We start from the raw sequence: 20214 nt of genomic DNA, 5'->3' as shown, positions 1-20214 counted from the left end.
AAGGTCTGCACTCCGCTTCCGGTCGGTCTGCACAACGGACTCGAGGCCGGTTTTCGAGGTGGTTCACCCGCCGCCAGTAGGGTGCCCGGTGACCATTCTGCGCCCTTCGCCCACACGGGTCTTCTCGCAGATTGCGCGGTCGATGGCCCGGTCGAGCAGTTCATGGGTCGGCTCGGGCGTCACCCGCACGGGGACGGCGGCCAGCACGGTGAGCGCCGCAGCGTAGCCCGGTGGCACCGGCAGGTCGGTGAGGTAGGCCGGCGGGCTCACCTGGGACCGGTAGCGCAGCAGGGTGAGCCCCGGTCCGAGCGTCACCTCCGACATCGGCACCCGCAGCCCGTCACCGGTGGCCTTGAGCACGGATTCCTTCCTGGTCCAGCAGCGTAGGAAGCCCGCCCGCGAGCGGATGGGGTCGACCTCGTCGCGCGCCTGGATCCGCCGGGCCAGCCGGCGCCAGTCCAGCTCCGCCTCCTGTTCCACGTCGAGGCCGACCGGCCCGGCGCTGGTCACCGCCACCCCGACCAGCTCACCGGCGTGCGTCACCGACAGGTGCAGCGGATGCCCGGGCAGGGTGGGCCGTCCGTGCGGACCACGGCAGTCCGGGCAGCGGCGGCGCACGGGCACCCGATGCGCCGGGAGGCCGATGCGAGCCCCGGCGGCCAGCCGCAACAGCGCCGCGCCGAGGGTGAACCGGTCCCGGGCGGCGTCCCTGGCGAAGCCGGCACGGCGCCGCAGCTCGTCGGTGTCCAACAGATTCAGATGCTCGGAACGCAAACTCGCCAGCGGCGCCCACCAGACTCCGCACAATTGTTCGGGCTCCATTTGCGAATGATGGCACGAGGGTGCCGATTACGTGGTCGGCGCAGGTTTCGAGGCTCCGCAATTTTGGAGGTGCGCGCCGCGCGGGTTGGGCCGACGATGGTGGCGGAATGACCGCCGAATTCCGGCCGCGACATCCTGCGGCCCGAATTGCGGACGGTGCCCGCCCCGGCCGAGCTCGAACCGGCGGACCGGTCCGGCCACCGCGTGCCCGCGAACGGAGGAAGCCATGCGCGCCCAGCTTCGGTCCGACACCTCGCTGCTGGAATTCTGGGAGGCGACCCGGCTCAGCGACGACGCCCGTTACCCGGACCAAACCGAGCCAACAGCGGGCACGGACAAGGCGATCCGGGCCACCCTGGCCGGCGTGCTCGGCCACGGGTGCGGCCAGCGGGTCGGCACCGTCCTCGCCAAGGGCGGCACCTTCGTCCAGGCCCGCACCACGCCGTCGGCCGGCGCGCTGTACCCCTTCGAGGTGCTGGTCGGCCTGAGCGACGGCGAGCGGTGCGTCAGCTACCTGTACGAAGTCGACTCCGGGCAGCTCAACTCATTCTCCTCGGCGCCACCCGTGCCGCTGGCCGAGCTGGTGGCGCAGGCGGGGCTTGCCGACGTCGAGCCCGCACCGGTGCGCGCCGTCATCACCCTGGTCGCGCGGCCCTGGACCTCGATGGCCAAGTACGGGCGACGCGGCTACCTGTATACCTACCTGGACATCGGTCACGCGGCCACGAGTCTGGCGCTCGCGGCCCGGGCGGCCGGCCTGGAAGCCGCCATTCACCTGCGGTTCCGCCGCCAGTGGCTCGCTCACGCCCTGGGCCTGGCCGGCACCTGCCGGGAACCTCAGGCCGTTGTGACGATCAGCGCCCCGGAGGAGACCTCGACCGGCCGCCCGGCCGCCGACCCTCCGGCCGACGGGGATGGCGTGGTGACCCCCGTCTGGCGGGACCGCCGGCAGGCCCGGCTGGAGCCACCGGGCGACCCGGAGCGCCGCAACTTCGAGGCGCTGCGGGACATCAGCCTCGCCTACGCGCCGGCGGCGGTCGCCCGTCCCGGCCGGATCGTCTCGGTAACCGAGCCGCCGCCCCCGGCCGACATGTCGGCGGACGTCGTGCTGCGCCGGCCCGATAGCGTCCCGGGCGACCACGCGGCGCTGGCCGTGCTTCGGCAGTCGGCCAAGGGTTTTCTCCCGGCGGCGGTCTCCCTGGACCAGCTCGCCGGCCTCCTCGAGGGCCTGGACGGGCAGCTCGCCGCCGACTTCGCCGAATCCACCCCGACGGGCGTCGGGGTCCGCGTGGTGGCACGCACGGTCACCGGCCTCACCCCCGGCGCGTACGCCTGGTCTGCCCGTCGGTACGCCCTTCTGCCGGCGGGCGGCGGCCCGGTGGAGGTGGAGGACGTACTGGCCACCTGCCAGCGGCAGGACGGTCTGCGGCACGCCGGGGCGCTCGTGCTGCTGCACACACCGCTGCGCTCGCTGCTGCGCGAGCAGGGCCGGGCCGGCCTGGCGGAGATGCACTTCCACGCCGCCCACGTGGCGCAGCGCATGTGTGTGAACGCCGCCCGGGAACGCGTCGGCATCACCTGCGTCGGCGGCTTCGACGAGGCGCACGCCGCCCGGCTGGGCCGGCTACCCCGGGGCGAGGAAGCGATCTACCTGCTCGCGGTCGGCGTCGCCGACGCGACCGCCCGCAAGGTCGACCGGGATCCGGTCGCGTACAGCCACGGCCGTAAGGCCGCGGGCCTCATCTGAGCACCGGCACAGATCGGATTACGAAGTGAGCGACCCATGCTGACCGACACCGTCCTCGCGGCCCGGCTGACCTCGGCGCACCACGACCTGGCCCGCGCCGCCGGTGAGCTGTTCACGCCCGAGCGCCTCGCCGGCTGGCGGGACGGCCCGGACGGGCCGCTGACCACGCGGGCCTGGCGGGACATCGCCGCCGCCGGCCTGCTCGGGGTAGCCCTGCCGACCGCGCTCGGCGGCCGAGGGCTGGGCCTGCTGGGCAGCCTCGTGCTCGGCGAAGCCATGGCGCCGCTGGCCGACGCGGGCGTCCTGCTGGGCATGCACGTGCACAACGACGTGGCGGCGCACTGGCTGACCGACGCCGCGCCCGAGCTGCGGGACCGGTACCTGCCCCGGCTGCTCGACGGCACGCTGGTGGCCTGCCAGTGCGACACCGACGCGTCCGCCGAGGAGCCGACAACGGCCCGTCGGGAGGGCGACGAGGTGATCGTCAGCGGGTCCAAACGGTACGTCGTCAACGGCGCGATTGCCGGGCTCTGCTTCGTCAGCGTCCGGCTGGACAACGCGGCGGCGCTGGTGCTGGTGGAGAAGGACCGGCCGGGGGTGCGGGTCGGCACGGTGTACGACAAGCTCGGCACCCGGTCGGTGGATTCGGCCCGGATCGACTTCGCCGACGTCCGGATCCCCGCGGCGCACGTGCTGTCCCGCGGCGGCGTCGCCCAGTTGCTGCGTTGGAACCGGGTGATGACCCGCATGCGCTACCTGATCGCTGCCGACGCGTACCTGATCCACCGGCGGCTGCTCGACACCATCGGCCAGCACAGCACCCGGCGGCGGCTCGGCGGCCGGGCGCTCTCGACCTGGCCGGTCAACGCACACGCGCTGGCCGCGGCGCGGGCCGACCTGGAACTCATGGCGGCGGGCCTGGCCCACCTGCTGGACCGGGTGGACGGGCCGGCCCCGGCAGTGCCGGAGGTGGCCGAGCTGAAGTGGTTCTGCGTCGAGCGGGCGTGCGCGCTGGCGGCGCTGTGCTGCGACCTGGAGGGCGGCGCCGGCTACATGTGGGGCAGCCCATCCCTGCGTGACCTGGCCCAGTTGCGTGGCCTCCGGATGGCCGGCGGCAGCCAGACCACCATGCTCACCCTCGCCAACCATAGCTTCGCGTGCCGGGCCGAACTGTCCGGTACGCCGCACCCCACGGCGGCGCTGGCCGGCGCCGGGACGGCGGCCGGTCATGTCTGACGACCGGCTCGACGTCACCTTCCGGGCGGCGTGTGCCCGCTTCGCCGACCGGCCGGCGCTGCGGTTGGGCGCCGCGGTGCTCAGCTACCGGGAGGTGGCCGACGAGGCGTCCCGACTGGCTGGGGTACTCGACGGCATCCTCGGCCAGCGCGCCCGCCCGAACCCCGACCGCGTCGCCGTGTACGCCCACAACAGCATCGACTACCTGCTGTCCTACCTCGCGGTGGTGTTCAGCGGGCGGGTGCCGGTGCTGATCGACCAGGCGTTCGGCGGGCGTGAGCTGGCCGCTATCCGGTCCGGCTGCGGCGTAACCGCCTACCTGGTGGACGCCGGGTCGTCGGCGCACTTCCCGCTGCCGCCCGAGTCGGTGGTGCCGCTCGCCGGTAGTACGCACGCCCTGATCATCGTGCCCGCCGAGGGGGACGTGCCGGACCTGCTCCCGGACACGGCCGTCTGCCGGTTCACCTCGGGCACCACCGGCGTGCCCAAGTGCCTGGAGTTCTCCGGGTTCGCGGTGCACAGCGCCGCCCGCAACTGGGTCGCCGGCACCGGGCTCGCCGCGACGGACCGGACCCTGTGTCTCGCCGCGTTCACCAACGGGCTGGCGTACAACACGTCGCTGTTGTCGACGTTCCTGGTCGGCGCCGAACTGTCCGTCAACCCGGGACTCCCCACCTCGGCGAAGATCGTCCGGGCGCTGGCTGATTCTCGTGCCACCCGGCTGGTCGCCTTCCCGTTGGTCTACCGGATGCTTGCGGACGCCGACCTCGCGGCGGCCCGGTTCGCCGGCCTCGACCTGGCCGTCTCGGCCGGCGCGGAACTCCCGGCCGAGGTTCGCGCCCGCTTCGAGAAGCGGTACGCGGTGCGGATCGCCGACTACTACGGCGTCGCCGAGGCGGGGCCCTGCACCTTCGAGCGGGATCCCGCCTACCGGCGGGGTCTCGGCACCGCTCTACCCGGTGTGGTCCTGCGCACCCGGTCCCACTCTGGCGGGCAGGCGGAGGTGCAGCTGCGTACCAGTTCGATGGCCAGCCGATATCTCAACGCTCCGGGCCTGCTGGAGAGCCGCATCGACGCGGACGGTTACTACGCCACCGGTGATCTCGGCTATGTCGAGGACGGCCGGCTCTTCGTCACCGGGCGGTTGGCCGGGCCGATCAACCTGGCCGGGCGCAAGGTGGATCCCCGCGAGATCGAGGACGTGGTCAAGGAGCTCGACGGGGTGCGGGACGCCGTGGTCTTCGCCGACACCGGCGCGGACGACCAGGTGTTGCTGCACCTGGCGGTGGTGGGTCGCCCGCCGCTCGGCCGCGCGGGGTTGGTCACCGGGTGCCGGGACCGGCTGGCCGCGTACAAGGTGCCGCAGCGGGTCAGTTTCGTAGCGGAGATCCCGCGCTCGTCGACGGGGAAGGTGCGCCTCACCGACCTGCGCGCCGTCGTCGCCGAGTCGGTGGAACGCCCGGCGGGCGGGATCCGGTGAGCGTGAAGGAGGACAGGATGACCGGGGTGGACGTGCGGACCGGCGGTCCGGATCTGCGGGAGTGGGTGGAGTCGCTGGTCGTCCTGGCCACCGGTCGGGCGGTGTCGGTGGACGAGCTGCGCGGCTGCGCCGGGTCACTGGAAGCCGCAGGGGTCAACTCGATCGCCTACATCAACCTCATCGAGGCTCTGGACCGACAGTTTCACGTGGTCGTCGACCCGGAGCGGGATGCCGAGGCGTTGTCCAGCGTGGACGGGATCATGGCGCTCATCCGTACGGCCGGCACCGACGACGGGGCGGACCGGGCATGAGCGCCCCGAGCCTCGCCGGCACGTCCCGGAGCGCTGAGGTCCGCCGTCTGCTGGCCGAGCTGGCTCCGGCCGGCGCTGCCGCCGCGGCGGTTTCCGGCGCGGTGCTCGCCGCGGGCCCCGACGTCGGCCTGCCGGACGCCGTTGCCGTGCTCGAACACGCCTGCGGGGTACGGCCGCTGCTGGACATCCTTCCCGGGGTCGCCCACCCGACGGTGGGCGCGGTCCGCGCCGGCGACCTGCCCTGCGCGCTGGCCCTGTTCACCCCGGACGCCACGCTGTCCCTGACCGTGCCGGTGGTCCGGGCCCGGCGCGGCGCGGACGGGATCGTCCTCACCGGCCGGTACCGCTACGGCAACCCGGCCGCGTCGGCCGCCCTGGTCCTGGTCGAGGCGGCCGATGGTCCGCGGCTGTCCCTCGTCCGGCACGACCTTCCGGGCGTGCGGACCACCGGCACCGACGGATGGGGCTGGGCTGAGGTGGCCGGCGTGACCGTCGACGAGATGCTGCTGTCCCGGCCGGTCTCCTGGGACCCGGCGGGTCCGTTGCTGACCGCCATCGATGCCTACGCCTGGGCGTACGTCCCGGTCGCGGCGGCGCACGCCGCGGAGGCGGTGGCGCGGTTGCGGCGGGAACTGGCCGACCAGGCCGTCGAGGTGCTCGTCGCCTCGCAGTACCTCGCCCACGAGCTGACCCGGCTGGACATCGAGCTGGCGTTGCTGGCCTCCGCCGCCCGCTTCGGCCCCGGACTGCGCGGCGGTGGGCCCGGCGGCATCGCCGCGGCGGCCGTGCTCACCGCGTGCGCCACCCTGACCCACCGCACCGCGCAGGTCGCGGCCGACTTCGCCACCGAGCTGGGCGTGCCCGGCGGCCCGGCCGCCGATCCCGCCTGGCGGACGGCGGTGCAGGCGCCGTTCGGCGGGCGACGGATGGCCGAGGGCGAGCTGGCCCGCCGGATGGGTCTGCTGGCGGAGCGGAGCTGAGATGGCCCTGCCCACCGTCGTCTGCGGACGGACCGGCCGGATGGCGACGCTGCTGGCCCAGGCTGTTCGGGACACCACCGACCTGGCGCTGGCCGGCCGGCTCAGCCTGCGGGACCCAGCCGGACCGCCGGCCGCCGGCGTGTTCACCGCGCTCAGCGACCTGCCCGCCGCGCCGGCTGTGGTGGTCGACTTCACCCACCGGGCCGCGACCGTCCGGCTGCTGCGGGCCGCCGAGGGCACCCCGTGCGCGCTCGTCATCGGCACGAGCGGTCTCACCGAGACCGATCAGGCGCTGCTGCGTCGGGTGGCGCGTCGGCGGCCGGTGGTGCACGCGGCGAACTTCAGCCCGGTCATGGCCCTGCTCCGCCGCTTCGTCGGCGAACTCGCTCAGGTGCTGGACGACAGTTGGGACGCCGCCGTCGTGGACGTGCACCACGCCCGCAAGGTGGACGCCCCCAGCGCGACCGCGTCGGCCCTGTCCGGTGCCTGGGGCGGCACCCGGGCCGCACCGCCGATCTCCTCGCTGCGGTTCGGGGACGCCGTGAGCGAGCACCGGTTGCTCGCCGGGGGCGCGGGCGAACAGCTGGAACTCACCCACCGGATCAACGAGCGGTCGGCCTTCGTCCCTGGCGTGCTCGCGGCAGTCCGATTCGTCGGCCGGGCCAACCCCGGCCTCTACCGTCTGGAGGACGCGCTGTGCGGCTGACTTCATCGCAGCACCTGCGGGAACTGGTCGTGAACCTGGCGCGGGAGCAGCCGGACGGCGTCGCCCTGTGCGCTCCGGGCCAACCCGACCTGGCCTTCGCCACCCTCGCCACCCAGTTTCTGGCCACCGGCGAACGGTTGCGCGAGCTGGGCGTCGGTCCCGCGGACACGGTCGCGCTGGCACTGCCCTCGGGGCCCGCCCTGGCCACCACCTTTCTCTCCGTGGCGGGGCACGCCCGCTGCATGCCACTCAACCCCGCACATACCGCGGAGGAGTTCTCCGACTACCTCCGTCGGTCCGCGGCCCGCGCGTTGGTGGTGCCGGCCGGCGCGGCCGGGACCGCCGCCACCGCGGTGGCCCGGGAGCTGGGGATCCGAACGTTGGAGCTGGTGACCCGCCCGTCCGACCCGGCGGGCGTGGGTGTGCTCGTCGGGCATGCCGTCGATCGGCCGGCGGCCGACCGGCCCGGCCACGCGGACGACATCGCCCTGCTGCTGTTCACCTCCGGCACGACCGCCCGGCCCCGGATGGTGCCGCTCACCCACGCCAACCTGCTCACGGCGGCCCGCAACACCGGCGGTGCGCTGCGGCTCGCGCCGGACGACCGCTGTTTGAACGTGATGCCGCTGTTCCACGCGCACGGCCTGACCAGCACGCTGCTGGCCAGCCTGGTGCGGGGGGCGTCGGTGGTCTGCCCACCCGGCTTCGACGCCGCGGCCTTCCTCGATCAGCTCGTCGAGTTCTCGCCCACCTGGTACACCGCCGTCCCCGCCATGCACCGCGCGGTGCTGGACGCCGCCGCGAGCACCGGCCGTCGGCCGGAACGCCGGCTGCGTTTCATCCGCTCGGCGTCGGCGCCGCTGCCGGACACCGTGCTGGACGGGTTGGAACGGCTGTTCGCCGCGCCGGTGGTCGAGGGGTACGGGATGACTGAGGCCGCCTCCCTGGTGACGTGCAACCCGCTGCCCCCCGGCGACCGTCGGCGCGGTTCGGTCGGCCTGCCGGTGGGTGAACCGGTCCGGGTGCTCGACCCGGCCGGTCGGCCGGTGCCGGCGGGCACCGCCGGAGAGATCGCGATCCGCGGCGCCAACGTCACGGCGGGCTACGCCGACGATCCGGAGGCCAACGCGGCGGCCTTCGTGGACGGCTGGCTGCGCACCGGCGACCACGGCTACCTCGACGGGGACGGCTATCTGTTCGTGGTCGCCCGGGTCAAGGAGATCATCAACCGGGGCGGCTCGAAGGTGTCCCTCGCCGAGGTGGACGAGGCCCTCGCCGATCATCCCGACCTCGCCGAGGCCGCCGCCTTCGCCCTGCCCCATCCGACCCTGGGCGAGGACGTGGCGGTGGCGGTGGTGCCCCGCGTCGGGGTCACCGTGCGCGAACAGGAGGTGCGGGAGTTCGCCGCCCGGCGGCTCATCGCTCACAAGGTGCCCGGCCGCGTCTTCGTGGTCACCGCGCTGCCCCGCACCGCCACCGGCAAGGTCCAGCGGCTGCGGCTCACCGAGCGACACACCCCGGCCGGGCGTACGCCTGCGGTGGCGACCAGCAGTGACCTGGAGCGCCGGATCGCCACGGTCTGGGTCGCGGTGCTGGGCACCGAACGGCCCGGCGCCACCGAGAACTTCTTCGATCTCGGCGGTGACTCACTGCGGCTCGCACAGGTCGCCGAGCGCCTCCGGGTCGAACTGGGCCGTGAGGTGCCGGTGCCGGTGCTGCTCATGCACCCGACCGTGCGCGGCCTGGCCGAACACCTGAGCCGGGACGGCGCGGCCGACCCGCCGCCGGCCGACGAGCAGCGCCGCCGGCACGACGGTCGCGACCGACTGCTGCGCCAGCGGCGGGGCCACGGCGCGGCCGCACCGGCGGGGGAGGCCGGCTGATGGCGACCGGTCTGGAGATCGCCATCATCGGAATGGCCTGCCGCTTCCCCGGCGCCGACGGCCCCGACCAGTTCTGGCGCAACCTCCGCGACGGCGTCGAGTCGATCAGCCACTTCGACGCGGTGGAGCTGGCCTCCGCCGGGGTGCCCGAACAGGCCCTGGCGGAACCCGGGTACGTCCGGGCGCAGGCGGTGCTGCCGGACATCGACCGGTTCGATGCCCAGTTCTTCGGCATCAACCCGAAGGAGGCCGACCTCATGGACCCGCAGCAGCGGGTCCTGCTGGAGTGCGCCTGGACGGCCATCGAGGACGCCGGCTACGACCCGGACCGGGTCGACGGGCCGGTGGGCGTCTACGCCGGCACCTACTACAACTCGTACCTGCCGCTGCTGCCGCCCACGGACGACGTGGCGGAGCAGTTCGCCCGCAACATCGCCAACGAGAAGGACTACGTGGCGACCCGGTTGGCGTACAAGCTGAACCTGACCGGTCCGGCCGTGACCGTCCAGACGGCATGTTCGACGTCGCTGGTGGCGGTGCACCAGGCCGCCCAGGCGCTGCTCGCCGGGGCCTGCGACCTTGCCCTCGCGGGCGGGGCGACGGTCCGCGCCGAGCAAGTGACGGGCTACCCGTACCAGCCCGGCGGGATCTTCTCCTCCGACGGGCACTGCCGGGCCTTCGACGACGACGCCGACGGCACCGTTCCCGGCAACGGTGTGGGTGTCGTGGTGCTCAAGCGGCTGGAGGACGCGCTCGCCGACGGCGACACCGTGTACGCGGTGATCCGGGGCTCGGCCGTCGGCAACGACGGCGGCGAACGGGCCGGCTTCACGGCCCCCGGCGTGGCGGGGCAGGCGCGGGTGATCGCGGCGGCGTACGCGGTGGCCGAGGTGGACCCGGCGACGGTCGGTTACGTCGAGGCGCACGGCAGCGCCACTCGCCTGGGCGACCCTATCGAGGTCGAGGCGTTGACCCGCGTGTTCGGCCCGGCCGGGGCGGCCCGCTGCGCGATCGGCTCGGTCAAGACCAACATTGGGCACACCCACGCGGCGGCCGGAGTCGCCGGACTGATCAAGGCGGTGCAGGCGCTCCGACACGGGCAGATCCCACCCAGCCTGCACCACGTCCATCCGAACCGGGGCATCGACTTCAGGGCCACCCCGTTCGTGGTGAGCACCGGCCTGACCGCCTTCCCGCGCGGCGACCATCCCCGCCGGGCCGGTGTCAGCTCGTTCGGCATGGGCGGCACCGGCGTACACGTGGTTCTCGAGGAGGCCCCGCCGCCGGACGCGCCTCCACCGCCGGACGCGGCGGGTCCCTGCCTACTGGCGCTCTCCGCCCGTGACGCCCCGGCACTGGAGGAGCGCACCGACGCGATCGCCGTGCACCTGGCCGCCCGTCCCGAGGTGGACCTCGCGGCGGTCACGCACACCCTCTGGCAGGGGCGGCGTCCCTTCGGCCACCGGCGGGTGGTGGTCGCCGCCGACGCGGCGGAGGCCGCCGCCGCGCTCACCGCCCGGGACCCACGCCGGGTGCTCAGCGGCGTGCCGGGCGACACCCGGCCGGATGTCGCGTTCCTCGTGCCCGGCGTGGGTGACCAGCGCCGAGGGCTCGGTTACGAGCTGTACCGCACCCAGCCGGCCTACCGGGCCGCCGTCGACGAGTGCGCCGAACTGCTCGCGCCGCTGCTCGACAGGGACATCCGGACCCTGCTGCATCCCCCTGCGGACGCGCCGGCGGCCGGCCCGGCGGACCTGCGGCGGCTGCTCGGGCGTGGCACGGCCGTCGCCGGGGAGGAGCCGGAGCCGCTGCACCGCACCCGGTACGCCCAGCCCGCCGCATTCGTCACCGGCTACTCGCTGGCCCGTCTGTGGGCCGCTCACGGGGTCCGGCCCGCCGCGCTGATCGGCTACAGCCTCGGCGAGTACGTGGCCGCCTGCCTGGCGGGCGTGTTCACCCTTCCCGACGCGCTGCGCCTGGTGGTGCGCCGGGCACAGCTCATCGACCGGCTCCCGGCCGGTGCGATGCTCGCCGTACCGGCCGCCGAGACCGAGCTCGCCGCCGATCTGGTGCCGGGTGTGCACGTGGCCGCGGTCAACGGTCCGACCCTGTGCGTGCTGGCCGGCACGCCGGAAGGGGTCGCGGAGGTCGAGCGACGCCTGCTCGCCGGTGGCCGGGCCGTGCGGCGGCTGCCCACCGGCCATGCCTTCCACACCCCGCTCATGGATCCGGTCGTCGACGAGTTCGCCGACCTGGTCGCCTCGGTGGCGCGACGCCCACCGGCCGTGCCCTACGTGTCGAACGTGACCGGCACCTGGGTCACCAGCGACGAGGCCACCGACCCGGCGTTCTGGGTGGCGCACCTGCGCCGGCCGGTCCGGTTCGCCGACGGGCTCAACGAGCTGTACGCAGATCCCGACCGGGTGGTCGTCGAGCTGGGCCCGGGACAGGCTCTGGGCAGCCTCGCCACGCGGGCGGGCACCACGGGCGTCACGGTGTCGAGCCTGCCCGGCGTCTTCGACCGGGACCCCGAGCCGGTGCACTTCCTGCGGGCGGCCGGCCGGGTGTGGCTGGCCGGGGTGACGATGACTCCGCCCGTGCCGGCGGGCCGGCCGCCGCGCCGGGTGCCGCTGCCCACGTACCCCTTCCAACGTCGGCGGCACTGGGCGGTGCCCCCGGCCGGGTCGCGGTCGCACCGCGTCCCGCCAGCGCTGACCCGTCGCCACGACGTGGCGGATTTCTTCCAGGTCCCCGCCTGGGAGACGCTGCCGCCACGCCCCCGGCGCGACCCCGTGGCGAGCACCGGGCACTGGCTGGTCCTCGCCGACGACCGGGGTCTCGGTGCCGCCCTCGCGGCCGAGGTGACGTCCGGCGCCGACTCGGTGACCGTGGTGCAGCGTGCCGAACACGACGCCCCCGGCCTGCGCCGGCTGGCCGACGGCCGGTACGCGATGCCGGCGGCGGACGGGAACTACCCGGAGCTCCTCGCCGAGCTGACCCGGGCCGGCCGGCGACCCGACCGGATCGTGCACCTGTGGACGGTCGGGATCGGCCCGGGCACCGGCGAACGAGACGCTAACGAGCGAGGCTTCCGCAGTCTGCTCCCGCTCGCTCAGGCGCTCGCCGGCCGTAACGACGACAAACCGGTCGACCTCGCAGTGGTCACCGCCGACCTGCGTCGGGTGACCGGCGCGGAGGCCGGATCGCCGCTGGCCGCGACGGTGCTCGGGGTGTGTCTGGTGCTCCCGCTGGAACACCCACACCTGCGCTGCCGCACCCTCGACGTCACCCTCTCCGGCGGCGGGCCGGAGGAGGTCGCGGTCACGCTGCGCGAGGAGCTGTGCGATCCGGCCGGGCCGGCCACCGTCGTCCTGCGCGGCCGGCACCGCTTCGGGCCGACCTACCAGACGGTGCCGCTGCCCCCGGCCGGCGGCCCCGTTTCCGGCGGTAACTATCTGCTGACCGGCGGGCTGGGCGGCGTCGGTCTGTCGCTCGCCCGAGAACTGGCCCGGACCGAGAACGCCGGCCTGGCCCTGCTGTCCCGCACCGCATTGCCGCCGAAGCAGAGGTGGGACGAGTGGTTGGCGACACGCCCCACCGACGCGACGGCGGACCGGATCCGCGCGGTCCGCGAGCTGGAGCGGCTCGGCGCCCGGATCGCTGTGCTGACCGCCGACGTCACCGATCCCGGCCAGCTCCACGAGGCAGCACGGCACGCTGTCGCCGCACTCGGCCCGGTACACACCGTGGTGCACGCCGCCGGAGTGGCCGGTGGAGGCCTGATCCAGCTCAAGGATGCCGCTGCCGCGGCGCGGGTCCTGGCCCCGAAGGTGCGCGGCGGCCTCGCCGTCGTGGACCTGGCCCGGCGCATCGGCGCCCGGACGGTGGTGCTGTGCTCGTCCACCCTCGCCCTCAGCGGCGGAATCGGTCAGGTCGACTACGTGGCCGCGAATGCGTTCCTCGACGCCCTCGCCCAGCACGCCGCCGGCGAGCCCGGACCCGAGGTGGTCTCGGTGAACTGGGACGCCTGGCAGGAGGTCGGGATGGCCCAGCGGCATCTCGCCGCCGCCGACCCGGCCGCCGCGCCGGCGCAGCCGGTGGATCATCCGCTGCTGCGCGCCCGCCAGGAACTCACCGACGGACACGCCGTGTACGACGCGACAGTGGACGCCACCGACTCCTGGCTGGTCGACGAGCACCGGATGCTCGGCGACGCCGTGGTGCCCGGGACCGGTCATCTGGAGCTGGCCCGGGCGGCGTACGCGGACCTCACCGGTGCCGGCTCCGCCGTTCTCACGGACGTGCGGTTCCACACCCCGGCCGTGCTGGGCCGGTCGGGCCGGCGGGACCTGCGGGTGGTCCTCGACCGGGCGGTCGAACCGGTCCGGTTCACCGTGGTCAGCCCGCACCCTCGGGCGGGGGACACGGACGGGCCGGCCTGGCAGGTGCACGCCACCGGCCAGGTGGCGACGCTGGCCGGGCACCCGCCACCCGACCGGCCCGTCGAGCGGCTCATCGCCGACGGCCGGCTGCGAGACCTCGGGCTACCCGAACCGGTCGCGCTGATGAGTTTCGGCGGACGCTCGCGGTGCCTGCGTCGGGTGTGGCGGGGCGAGCGGGAGGCGCTCGCCGAGCTGGTCCTGCCCGACCGTTACGCCGCCGACCTCGATCGGCTGCACATGCACCCGTCGCTGATGGACCTTGCCGCCGGTTTCGTGGGCACCCACCTCGCCGAGACGTTCCGCATCCCCATCTCGTACGGGCGGCTGCGGTGCTGGCGGCCCCTGCCCCGCCGGGTGTACAGCCACCACGTGTACCGGGAGGACGACCGGCCGGACCGGGAGACCAGCACCGCCCAGATCACGCTCTACGACGCCGACGGCCGGGTGCTGGTCCAGATCGGGGACTTCGTCCTGAAGCGCGTCGCCGACCTGCGGCAGACCCTGGACGCGGCGCGCTCCGGCAGCGGCCCGGAGATCGGCGACTTCCGGCTCCCGGGCGGGCCGGCCGGCAGCGGCGCCGGGTTGCTCGGCGCGCACCTGGTCACCGGTCTGCGGCCGGCCGAGGGCGCCGACGCCTTCCGCCGGCTGCTCGCCGCGAGCATCGGCCCGCAGGTGGCCGTGGTGGCCAAGGACCTCGACGCGGTGCTCGCCGACATCGCCGGTCGCCGGGTGGCCGACGCGGTGACCGAGCGGCCGGCGGCGCATCCCCGGCCGACGTTGGCCACGCCGTACCGGTCGCCGGGGGACGCCGTGGAGGCGCGGCTTGTCGATATCTGGCAGGGCCTGCTCGGCGTGGACCGGGTCGGGGTCGACGACGACTTCTTCGAGCTGGGCGGGCACTCCCTGCTCGGGCTGGAGATGGTCAACCGGATCGGCCGTGAGTTGGGGCTGAGCGTGCCGCTGAGCCTGCTGTTCGAGGCGCGCACCGTCGCCGAGCTGGCCGACGCGCTCCACCGGGAGCCGGCGCCGATCGGCTCGGCCGTACTGACCGAGAGCCGAGGAGGGTGACCGATGAGGGACATCGAGAGGGTCGGCGTGGTGGGCGCCGGCGTGATGGGAACCGGTGTGTCGCAGGCGCTGGCGGAGGCCGGGCTGCGGGTGGTCCTGGTGGACCGAACCACCGAGATCCTGGACCAGGCCCGGCGCGCGGTGGGTGACGGCGTACGCCTGCGGCGGCTGCTCGCGGGCACCGGCGGGGACCGGGCGGCGGTGCTGGACCGGATCACCTGGCGCACCGACCTGGACGCCCTCGCCGAGGTCGACTTCGTCATCGAGAATGTCACCGAGGACTGGGCGGTCAAGCAGCCGGTGTACGAGCGGCTGGACGAGGTGTGCCGGCCGGACACGGTGCTGGCCGCGAACACCTCGGTCATCGCGATCACGGCCCTCGGCGGGCTGACCCGCCGGCCGCAGGCGGTGCTGGGTATGCACTTCATGAACCCGGTGCCGCTGCGACCCATGGTCGAGGTGATCCGGGGCCACCACACGAGCGACGAGACCATCGAGCGTGCCCGCTCCCTGCTGGAGCGGTTGGGCAAGGAGGCCGTGGTGGTGGCAGACTCGCCGGGCTTCGTCAGCAACCGGGTGCTCATGTTGACCATCAACGAGGCGGCGTTCCTGCTGCAGGAGCGGGTCGCCGACGTCGCTGAGATCGACCGGCTCTTCCGTGGCTGCTTCGGACACCCGATGGGCCCGCTCGAAACCGCCGATCTTATCGGTCTGGACACCATCGTCCAGTCCATCGAGGGGCTGCACGAGGCGTTCGCCGACAGCAAGTACCGCCCCTGCCCGCTGCTGCGCCGGATGGTGCAGGCGGGCCTGCACGGGCGCAAGAGCGGCGCGGGCTTCTACTCCTACGCCGGCGACCGGCCGGCGCCCGCGGAGAGGCGAGGATGATGGAGAACATTCGACAGCAGGTCCGCGCGTTTCTCGCCCGGTACATCCGGGACCGGGAGATCGCCGACGACGAGAACATCTTCGCCGCCGGGCACGTCAACTCGCTGTTCGTCATGCAGCTCGTGCTGTTCGTCGAGGGCGAGCTGGACTGTCCGGTGGCGGACGCGGACCTGGAGCTGGAGAACTTCAGCAGCGTCGACGCCATTGTGGCCCTGGTCGAGCGCCGGATTGCGACGGTACGCGGATGAGGCTCCAGCTCACGCCCGACCAGCAGCGGAAGCGGGAACGGTTCGCGGCGTTCGCCGACGACCACCTGGTTCCGTACGCCGACGGCTGGGACCGCGCGCAGGAGCTGCCCCGCGCCGTCGTGCACGGTCTCGCGGAGGCGGGGCACCTCGGCGCCGTAATCCCCGCCGATCACGGCGGCGTCGGTCTCGACGCGATCAGCTTCGGGCTGCTGCACGAGGAGGTGGGCCGGGGCTGTTCCTCGGTACGCAGCCTGCTCACCGTGCACAGCATGGTGTCGTACGCGCTGGTCCGGTGGGGCCGCCCCGAGCAGCGTGCCCGCTGGCTGCCGGAGCTGGCCCGGGGTGCGTGCCTGGGCGCGTTCGCGGTGACGGAACCGGGTGCGGGCAGCGACCTGGCGGGGGTGTCCACCCGGGCCCGCCCGGTGGCTGGTGGCTACGCGCTGGACGGACACAAGCACTGGATCACCTTCGGCCAGTACGCCGACCTCTTCCTGGTCCTCGCCCGGCTGGCCGACCGGCCGGCGGCATTCCTGGTGGAACGGGAGCGCGCCGGGCTGACAGTGGTGCCGCAGACCGGCGCGCTCGGCACCCGCGCCTCGATGCTGGCCGAGTTGCGGCTGGCGGACTGCCGGATCCCGGCGGAGAACCTGGTAGGGCGGTCGGGCTTCGGGCTGTCCGCAGTGGCCGCGACCGCCCTGGAGCTGGGGCGCTACAGCGTCGCGTGGGGCTGCGTCGGGCTGGCGGAGGCCTGCCTGCGGGCGTCCCTGGCCTACGCGGACACGCGGGAGCAGTTCGGCCAGCCGCTGCGTCGCCACCAGTTGGTGCAACGGATGCTGGCGGACATGGTGACCGGGACCAGCGCCGCCCGGCTGCTCTGTCAACAGGCCGGCTGGCTGCGCGAGAGCGGCGACCCCGAGTCGGTGCACGCCACCTGGCTGGCCAAGTACTTCGCCTCCACCGCCGCGGCCCGCGCGGCCGACGACGCCGTGCAGATCCACGGCTCGCGCGGCATCGGCGACGCGTACCCGGTGCAGCGGCACCTGCGCGACGCGAAGGTCATGGAAATCATCGAGGGCAGCACGCAGCTTCAGCAGATCACCATCGCGGAGTCGGCGTACCAGCTGCGGCCCCGACCGACGGGTGGGGTGGAAACCCGCCCCCAGGACGTCAAGGGAGCGATCCGATGAGCTCCGGGGTCGTACCGCCGCCCACCGGGGCGCCGTCCGGAAAAATGATCAAGTGTGTCGTCTGGGACCTCGACCACACGGTCTGGGACGGGGTGCTGCTGGAGGACGGCGAGGTGCGGTTGCGGCCGGGCATCGCCGAGGTGCTGCGTGTGCTCGACGAGCGCGGTGTCCTGCACTCGATTGCCAGCCGCAACGATCCGGACGCCGCGCTGGCGGCGTTGCATGAGCTGGGCGTGGCCGAGTACTTCCTGCACCCGCAGATCGGCTGGGGCGCCAAGTCGACGTCCGTACGGGCCGTCGCCGACGCCCTCAACATCGGCCTGGACGCGCTCGCCTTCGTCGACGACGACGGCTTCGAGCGGGCCGAGGTCGGTCACGCCCTGCCCGAGGTGCGCTGCATCGACGCCGCGGAGGCGGCCACGCTCGCCGACCGCCCCGAGCTGAGCCCCGAGGTGGTCACCTCGGACGCCCGGCAGCGTCGCGACATGTACCGCGCCGACCTGATCCGCCAGCAGGTGGAGAGCCGCTTCGACGGGCCGACCGAGGAGTTCCTGGCCACCCTGCGGATGCACCTGACGATCGCCGAGGCGGGCCCGGACGACCTGCTCCGGGCCGAGGAGCTGACCGTGCGCACGCACCAGCTCAACACCACCGGCTACACCTACTCCATGGCGCAGCTCGACGCGTTCCGCACCTCGCCCCGGCACCGGCTCTACGTGGCGCGGCTGTCCGACCGCTACGGCCCGTACGGGACGATCGGGCTCACCCTGATCGAGCTGGACAGCCGGGTGTGGACGATCAAATTGCTGCTGATGTCCTGCCGGGTGATGTCCCGGGGTGTGGGCGGCGTCGTCATCACGTTCCTGCGCCGGCTGGCCCGCGACGCGGGCGTGCGGTTGGTTGCCGAGTTCGTGCCGAACGGCCGCAACCGGATGATGCACGTCACCTACCGGATGAACCGGTTCCGGGAGATCGGCCGCGACGGTGACCGGTTGCGCCTCGAGTGCGACCTCACCGACGTACCGCCGATCCCCGGACACCTGCACGTGGAGACGCCGTGACGCCCGACGCGGCGGCGGCGGACGCCGTCGCGGGCCCGGCGGGGGAGGTGGGCGTGGTCCGTCCCCGGCCGCTACCCGAGGCCGCGCTGCGGCTCATCTGCTTCCCGTACGCCGGCGGAGGCGCCTCGGTCTTCGCTTCCTGGCCGGCGGGAACCGGGCCGGACATCGAGGTCTGCGCCGTCCAGCTGCCCGGCCGGGAGGCGCGGCTCGGGCAGCCGCCCTTTCGGGACGTGCGCACCCTCGTCTCCGCCGTCGAGGCGGGCGTCGGCAGCCTGCTGGACGAGCCGTTCGCGCTCTTCGGGCACAGCATGGGCGCCCTCGTCGCCTACGAGTTCGCCCGCCGGCTGGCTGCCCGAGGTCAGCCGGCGCCGGCCCACGTGTTCGTCTCCGCCCGGCCGGGGCCGCACCTGCCCCGGCCCTGGCCCGGCGCGCACCTCCTTCCCGACGACAAGTTCATCGACCGGCTCCGGGAGATGGGTGGCACCCCGGCGCAGGTCCTCGGCGACGCGCGGCTGATGCGGCTGGTCCTGCCGGTCCTGCGGGCCGACTTCGCCGTCAACGACGAGTACGTGCACCGCCCCGGGCCGCTGCTGAGCTGCCCGGTCACCGCGCTCGGCGGCCTGGACGATCCCCAGGCGCCGCCCTCGGCGCTGGCCGCCTGGCAACGGCACACGAGCGGTCCGTTCCGGCTGCGGCTTTTCAGCGGCGGCCACTTCTACCTGCGCGAGCACCGCGACGAGTTGCTGCGGGTGGTCCGGGAGTCGCTGACCGGCCGCTGAACCCCGCCGGCTCACCTTTTCAGCAGCTCCGCCACCTGGTACGCCAGGTCGAGCGCCCGGTCCCGCGCGAGCCCCCGTCCGCCGCCCGCCGGCGTGCCCGGTCGGTCGCCGTCGAGCGCCACGCGCAGACCACCGGGGTGCGTGCACAGCGCGCGGTGCACCGCGAAGTACCCGCGTACGCCCTCGAGGATCCGGGCGAACGGTGTCCCGGGCGCCGCCATCGGGTCGCACTGCCACAGCACCCGGCGCCCGGCGGCGGTCACCTTCTCCACGATCGGGGGGAGCGACTCGTCGATCCGGCCGGGGCCGATCCGGCAGGTGAGGGTGAGCCGGCCGGCGACGTTGTCCGGGTTGAGCCGTTCGCAGAGCTCGACGGTGGCCTCCGGCAGCGTGTCCGGCCCCAGGGTCACGGTCACCGGGTTGGCGATCCGGGCGACGAGGTCCACGTGGGCGCCGTCGAGGCGGCCCACGTGCTCGCTGAGCCCGAGTAGGTGGCCGGAGAGGCCGTACCGCCGGCCCCGAGCGGCCCGGACCAGTGGGCGCTCGTACTCCAGCACGAGAGCGTCGTGAGAGCTGTACGGGCGGGCAGGTGGGCGCGTCGCGGCGTCCGGCACCCCGCACGCCCGGATGAAGGCCATGGCGCGGCCGAGTTCCTGGGCGGCGTCGAGGTGCGGTGTGGCCGGGTCGACGCCGTCCAGCAATCCCTGCTGCCAGCGGTGCACCGACTGGAGGTCGGCCAGGTCCCCGGTGAAGTGGGCGCGCAGCACGTTCATCGCGCCCGCCGCGTTGGCGTAGGCCAGGATCAGTCTCTGCGGGTCGGGGATTCGGGCCGCCTCCGCGGGCGTGCGGTCGTTGATCAGGTCGCCCCGCCGGCCGGGCGGTCCGGCGTGGTCGATCGGCGCGGCCGCCGGGTGGGCGCATCCGCCGGCGGCCCGGGCGACGCTGACCACCGGCATTGAACCGCCGTACGCCAGGACCAGGGCCATCTGGGCGAGGGTCGCGGCGTTGGCGACCAGGTGCGCCTCGGTGTTGCCGGCGGAGGACTCCACGGGGTCGCCGCCCTCAAGGAGGAACGCGCGGCCCTCGGCCGCGACGGCCAGCCGGTCGCGTAGCTCGTCGACCTCGGCCGGCGTGACGAGCGGCGGCACGGTGGCGAGCTGGCGCATCACGACCGCCAGTTCCGCCTCGTCGGGCCACGGTGGTCGCTGCGCCCTGGGCAGGCCTCGCCAGCCGTCGAGGCCGTTGGTGTCGTGCTCGGCGGTTCCGCTGATCTCCGGCGTGGGCCAGGTGGTCGGCGGCCAGCGTCGCAGCAGGCCTGGCGGTTTCATACGGTCTCCCTCCGACGGCCCCGCCCACTCGTCCGCCGGTCCAGGATG

General features: G+C 74.2%; 15 protein-coding genes. 13 read left to right on the top strand and 2 right to left on the bottom strand.

The genetic code is table 11. The features are described 5' to 3' along the window. Window positions 1-63 precede the first annotated feature (63 nt). Window positions 64-822 carry a 4'-phosphopantetheinyl transferase family protein gene (locus ACTFTM_RS21585; RefSeq protein ID WP_449562303.1) on the bottom strand — a complete coding sequence of 253 codons (759 nt, stop codon included), beginning with the start codon at window positions 820-822 and terminating at the stop codon, window positions 64-66. A gap of 226 nt (window positions 823-1048) precedes the next feature. Between ACTFTM_RS21585 and ACTFTM_RS21580 the strand changes: the two genes are divergently transcribed. From ACTFTM_RS21580 to ACTFTM_RS21520, 13 genes are read left to right on the top strand one after another with little or no spacing between them, the layout of a single operon-like run. After that, window positions 1049-2569, top strand: coding sequence for a nitroreductase family protein (locus ACTFTM_RS21580; protein WP_449562302.1), 1521 nt, complete (start codon window positions 1049-1051; stop codon window positions 2567-2569). 36 nt (window positions 2570-2605) lie between these two features. Next, window positions 2606-3805, top strand: coding sequence for an acyl-CoA dehydrogenase family protein (locus ACTFTM_RS21575; RefSeq protein WP_449562301.1), 1200 nt, complete (start codon window positions 2606-2608; stop codon window positions 3803-3805). After that, a complete protein-coding gene (locus ACTFTM_RS21570) occupies window positions 3798-5285 on the top strand; it encodes a class I adenylate-forming enzyme family protein (protein ID WP_449562300.1) in 1488 nt (495 codons plus the stop codon). Before ACTFTM_RS21575 ends, ACTFTM_RS21570 begins: the two co-directional genes overlap by 8 nt. A gap of 17 nt (window positions 5286-5302) precedes the next feature. Continuing rightward, window positions 5303-5596, top strand: a complete 294-nt coding sequence (locus tag ACTFTM_RS21565; RefSeq protein ID WP_449562299.1) for a phosphopantetheine-binding protein — start codon at window positions 5303-5305, stop codon at window positions 5594-5596. Further along, window positions 5593-6576, top strand: a complete 984-nt coding sequence (locus ACTFTM_RS21560) for a hypothetical protein (protein WP_449562298.1) — start codon at window positions 5593-5595, stop codon at window positions 6574-6576. Before ACTFTM_RS21565 ends, ACTFTM_RS21560 begins: the two co-directional genes overlap by 4 nt. Before the next feature lies 1 nt (window position 6577). Next, a complete protein-coding gene (locus tag ACTFTM_RS21555) occupies window positions 6578-7282 on the top strand; it encodes a 4-hydroxy-tetrahydrodipicolinate reductase (RefSeq protein WP_449562297.1) in 705 nt (234 codons plus the stop codon). Continuing rightward, window positions 7273-9165 (top strand): non-ribosomal peptide synthetase, encoded by a 1893-nt coding sequence (locus ACTFTM_RS21550; protein ID WP_449562296.1) that lies wholly within the window; start codon window positions 7273-7275, stop codon window positions 9163-9165. Before ACTFTM_RS21555 ends, ACTFTM_RS21550 begins: the two co-directional genes overlap by 10 nt. After that, window positions 9165-14675, top strand: coding sequence for a type I polyketide synthase (locus ACTFTM_RS21545; RefSeq protein WP_449562295.1), 5511 nt, complete (start codon window positions 9165-9167; stop codon window positions 14673-14675). The genes ACTFTM_RS21550 and ACTFTM_RS21545 overlap by 1 nt, the downstream gene beginning before the upstream one ends. 3 nt (window positions 14676-14678) lie before the next feature. Further along, window positions 14679-15563 (top strand): 3-hydroxyacyl-CoA dehydrogenase family protein, encoded by an 885-nt coding sequence (locus tag ACTFTM_RS21540; RefSeq protein WP_449562294.1) that lies wholly within the window; start codon window positions 14679-14681, stop codon window positions 15561-15563. Continuing rightward, window positions 15560-15811, top strand: a complete 252-nt coding sequence (locus tag ACTFTM_RS21535) for an acyl carrier protein (protein ID WP_449562293.1) — start codon at window positions 15560-15562, stop codon at window positions 15809-15811. Before ACTFTM_RS21540 ends, ACTFTM_RS21535 begins: the two co-directional genes overlap by 4 nt. Next, the gene (locus tag ACTFTM_RS21530) at window positions 15808-16998 is read left to right on the top strand and encodes an acyl-CoA dehydrogenase family protein (protein WP_449562292.1); all 1191 of its coding nucleotides are present in this window, start codon (window positions 15808-15810) and stop codon (window positions 16996-16998) included. The genes ACTFTM_RS21535 and ACTFTM_RS21530 overlap by 4 nt, the downstream gene beginning before the upstream one ends. Next, a complete protein-coding gene (locus ACTFTM_RS21525) occupies window positions 16995-18059 on the top strand; it encodes an HAD-IIIC family phosphatase (RefSeq protein WP_449562291.1) in 1065 nt (354 codons plus the stop codon). Before ACTFTM_RS21530 ends, ACTFTM_RS21525 begins: the two co-directional genes overlap by 4 nt. Next, window positions 18056-18838: a thioesterase II family protein gene (locus tag ACTFTM_RS21520; protein ID WP_449562290.1), complete on the top strand. Its 783-nt coding sequence runs from the start codon at window positions 18056-18058 to the stop codon at window positions 18836-18838. Before ACTFTM_RS21525 ends, ACTFTM_RS21520 begins: the two co-directional genes overlap by 4 nt. An 11-nt stretch (window positions 18839-18849) precedes the next feature. On the opposite strand, the gene ACTFTM_RS21515 is transcribed toward ACTFTM_RS21520, so the two are convergent. Beyond that, entirely contained in the window at window positions 18850-20166 is a 1317-nt protein-coding gene (locus ACTFTM_RS21515; RefSeq protein ID WP_449562289.1) for a 3-deoxy-7-phosphoheptulonate synthase, read from the bottom strand. Window positions 20167-20214 lie beyond the last annotated feature (48 nt).

The sequence above is a fragment of the Micromonospora sp. RB23 genome (genome assembly GCF_053585025.1).
The sequence above is the reverse complement of the archived record's forward strand: the minus strand, read 5'-3'. Positions and strand labels throughout refer to the sequence as shown.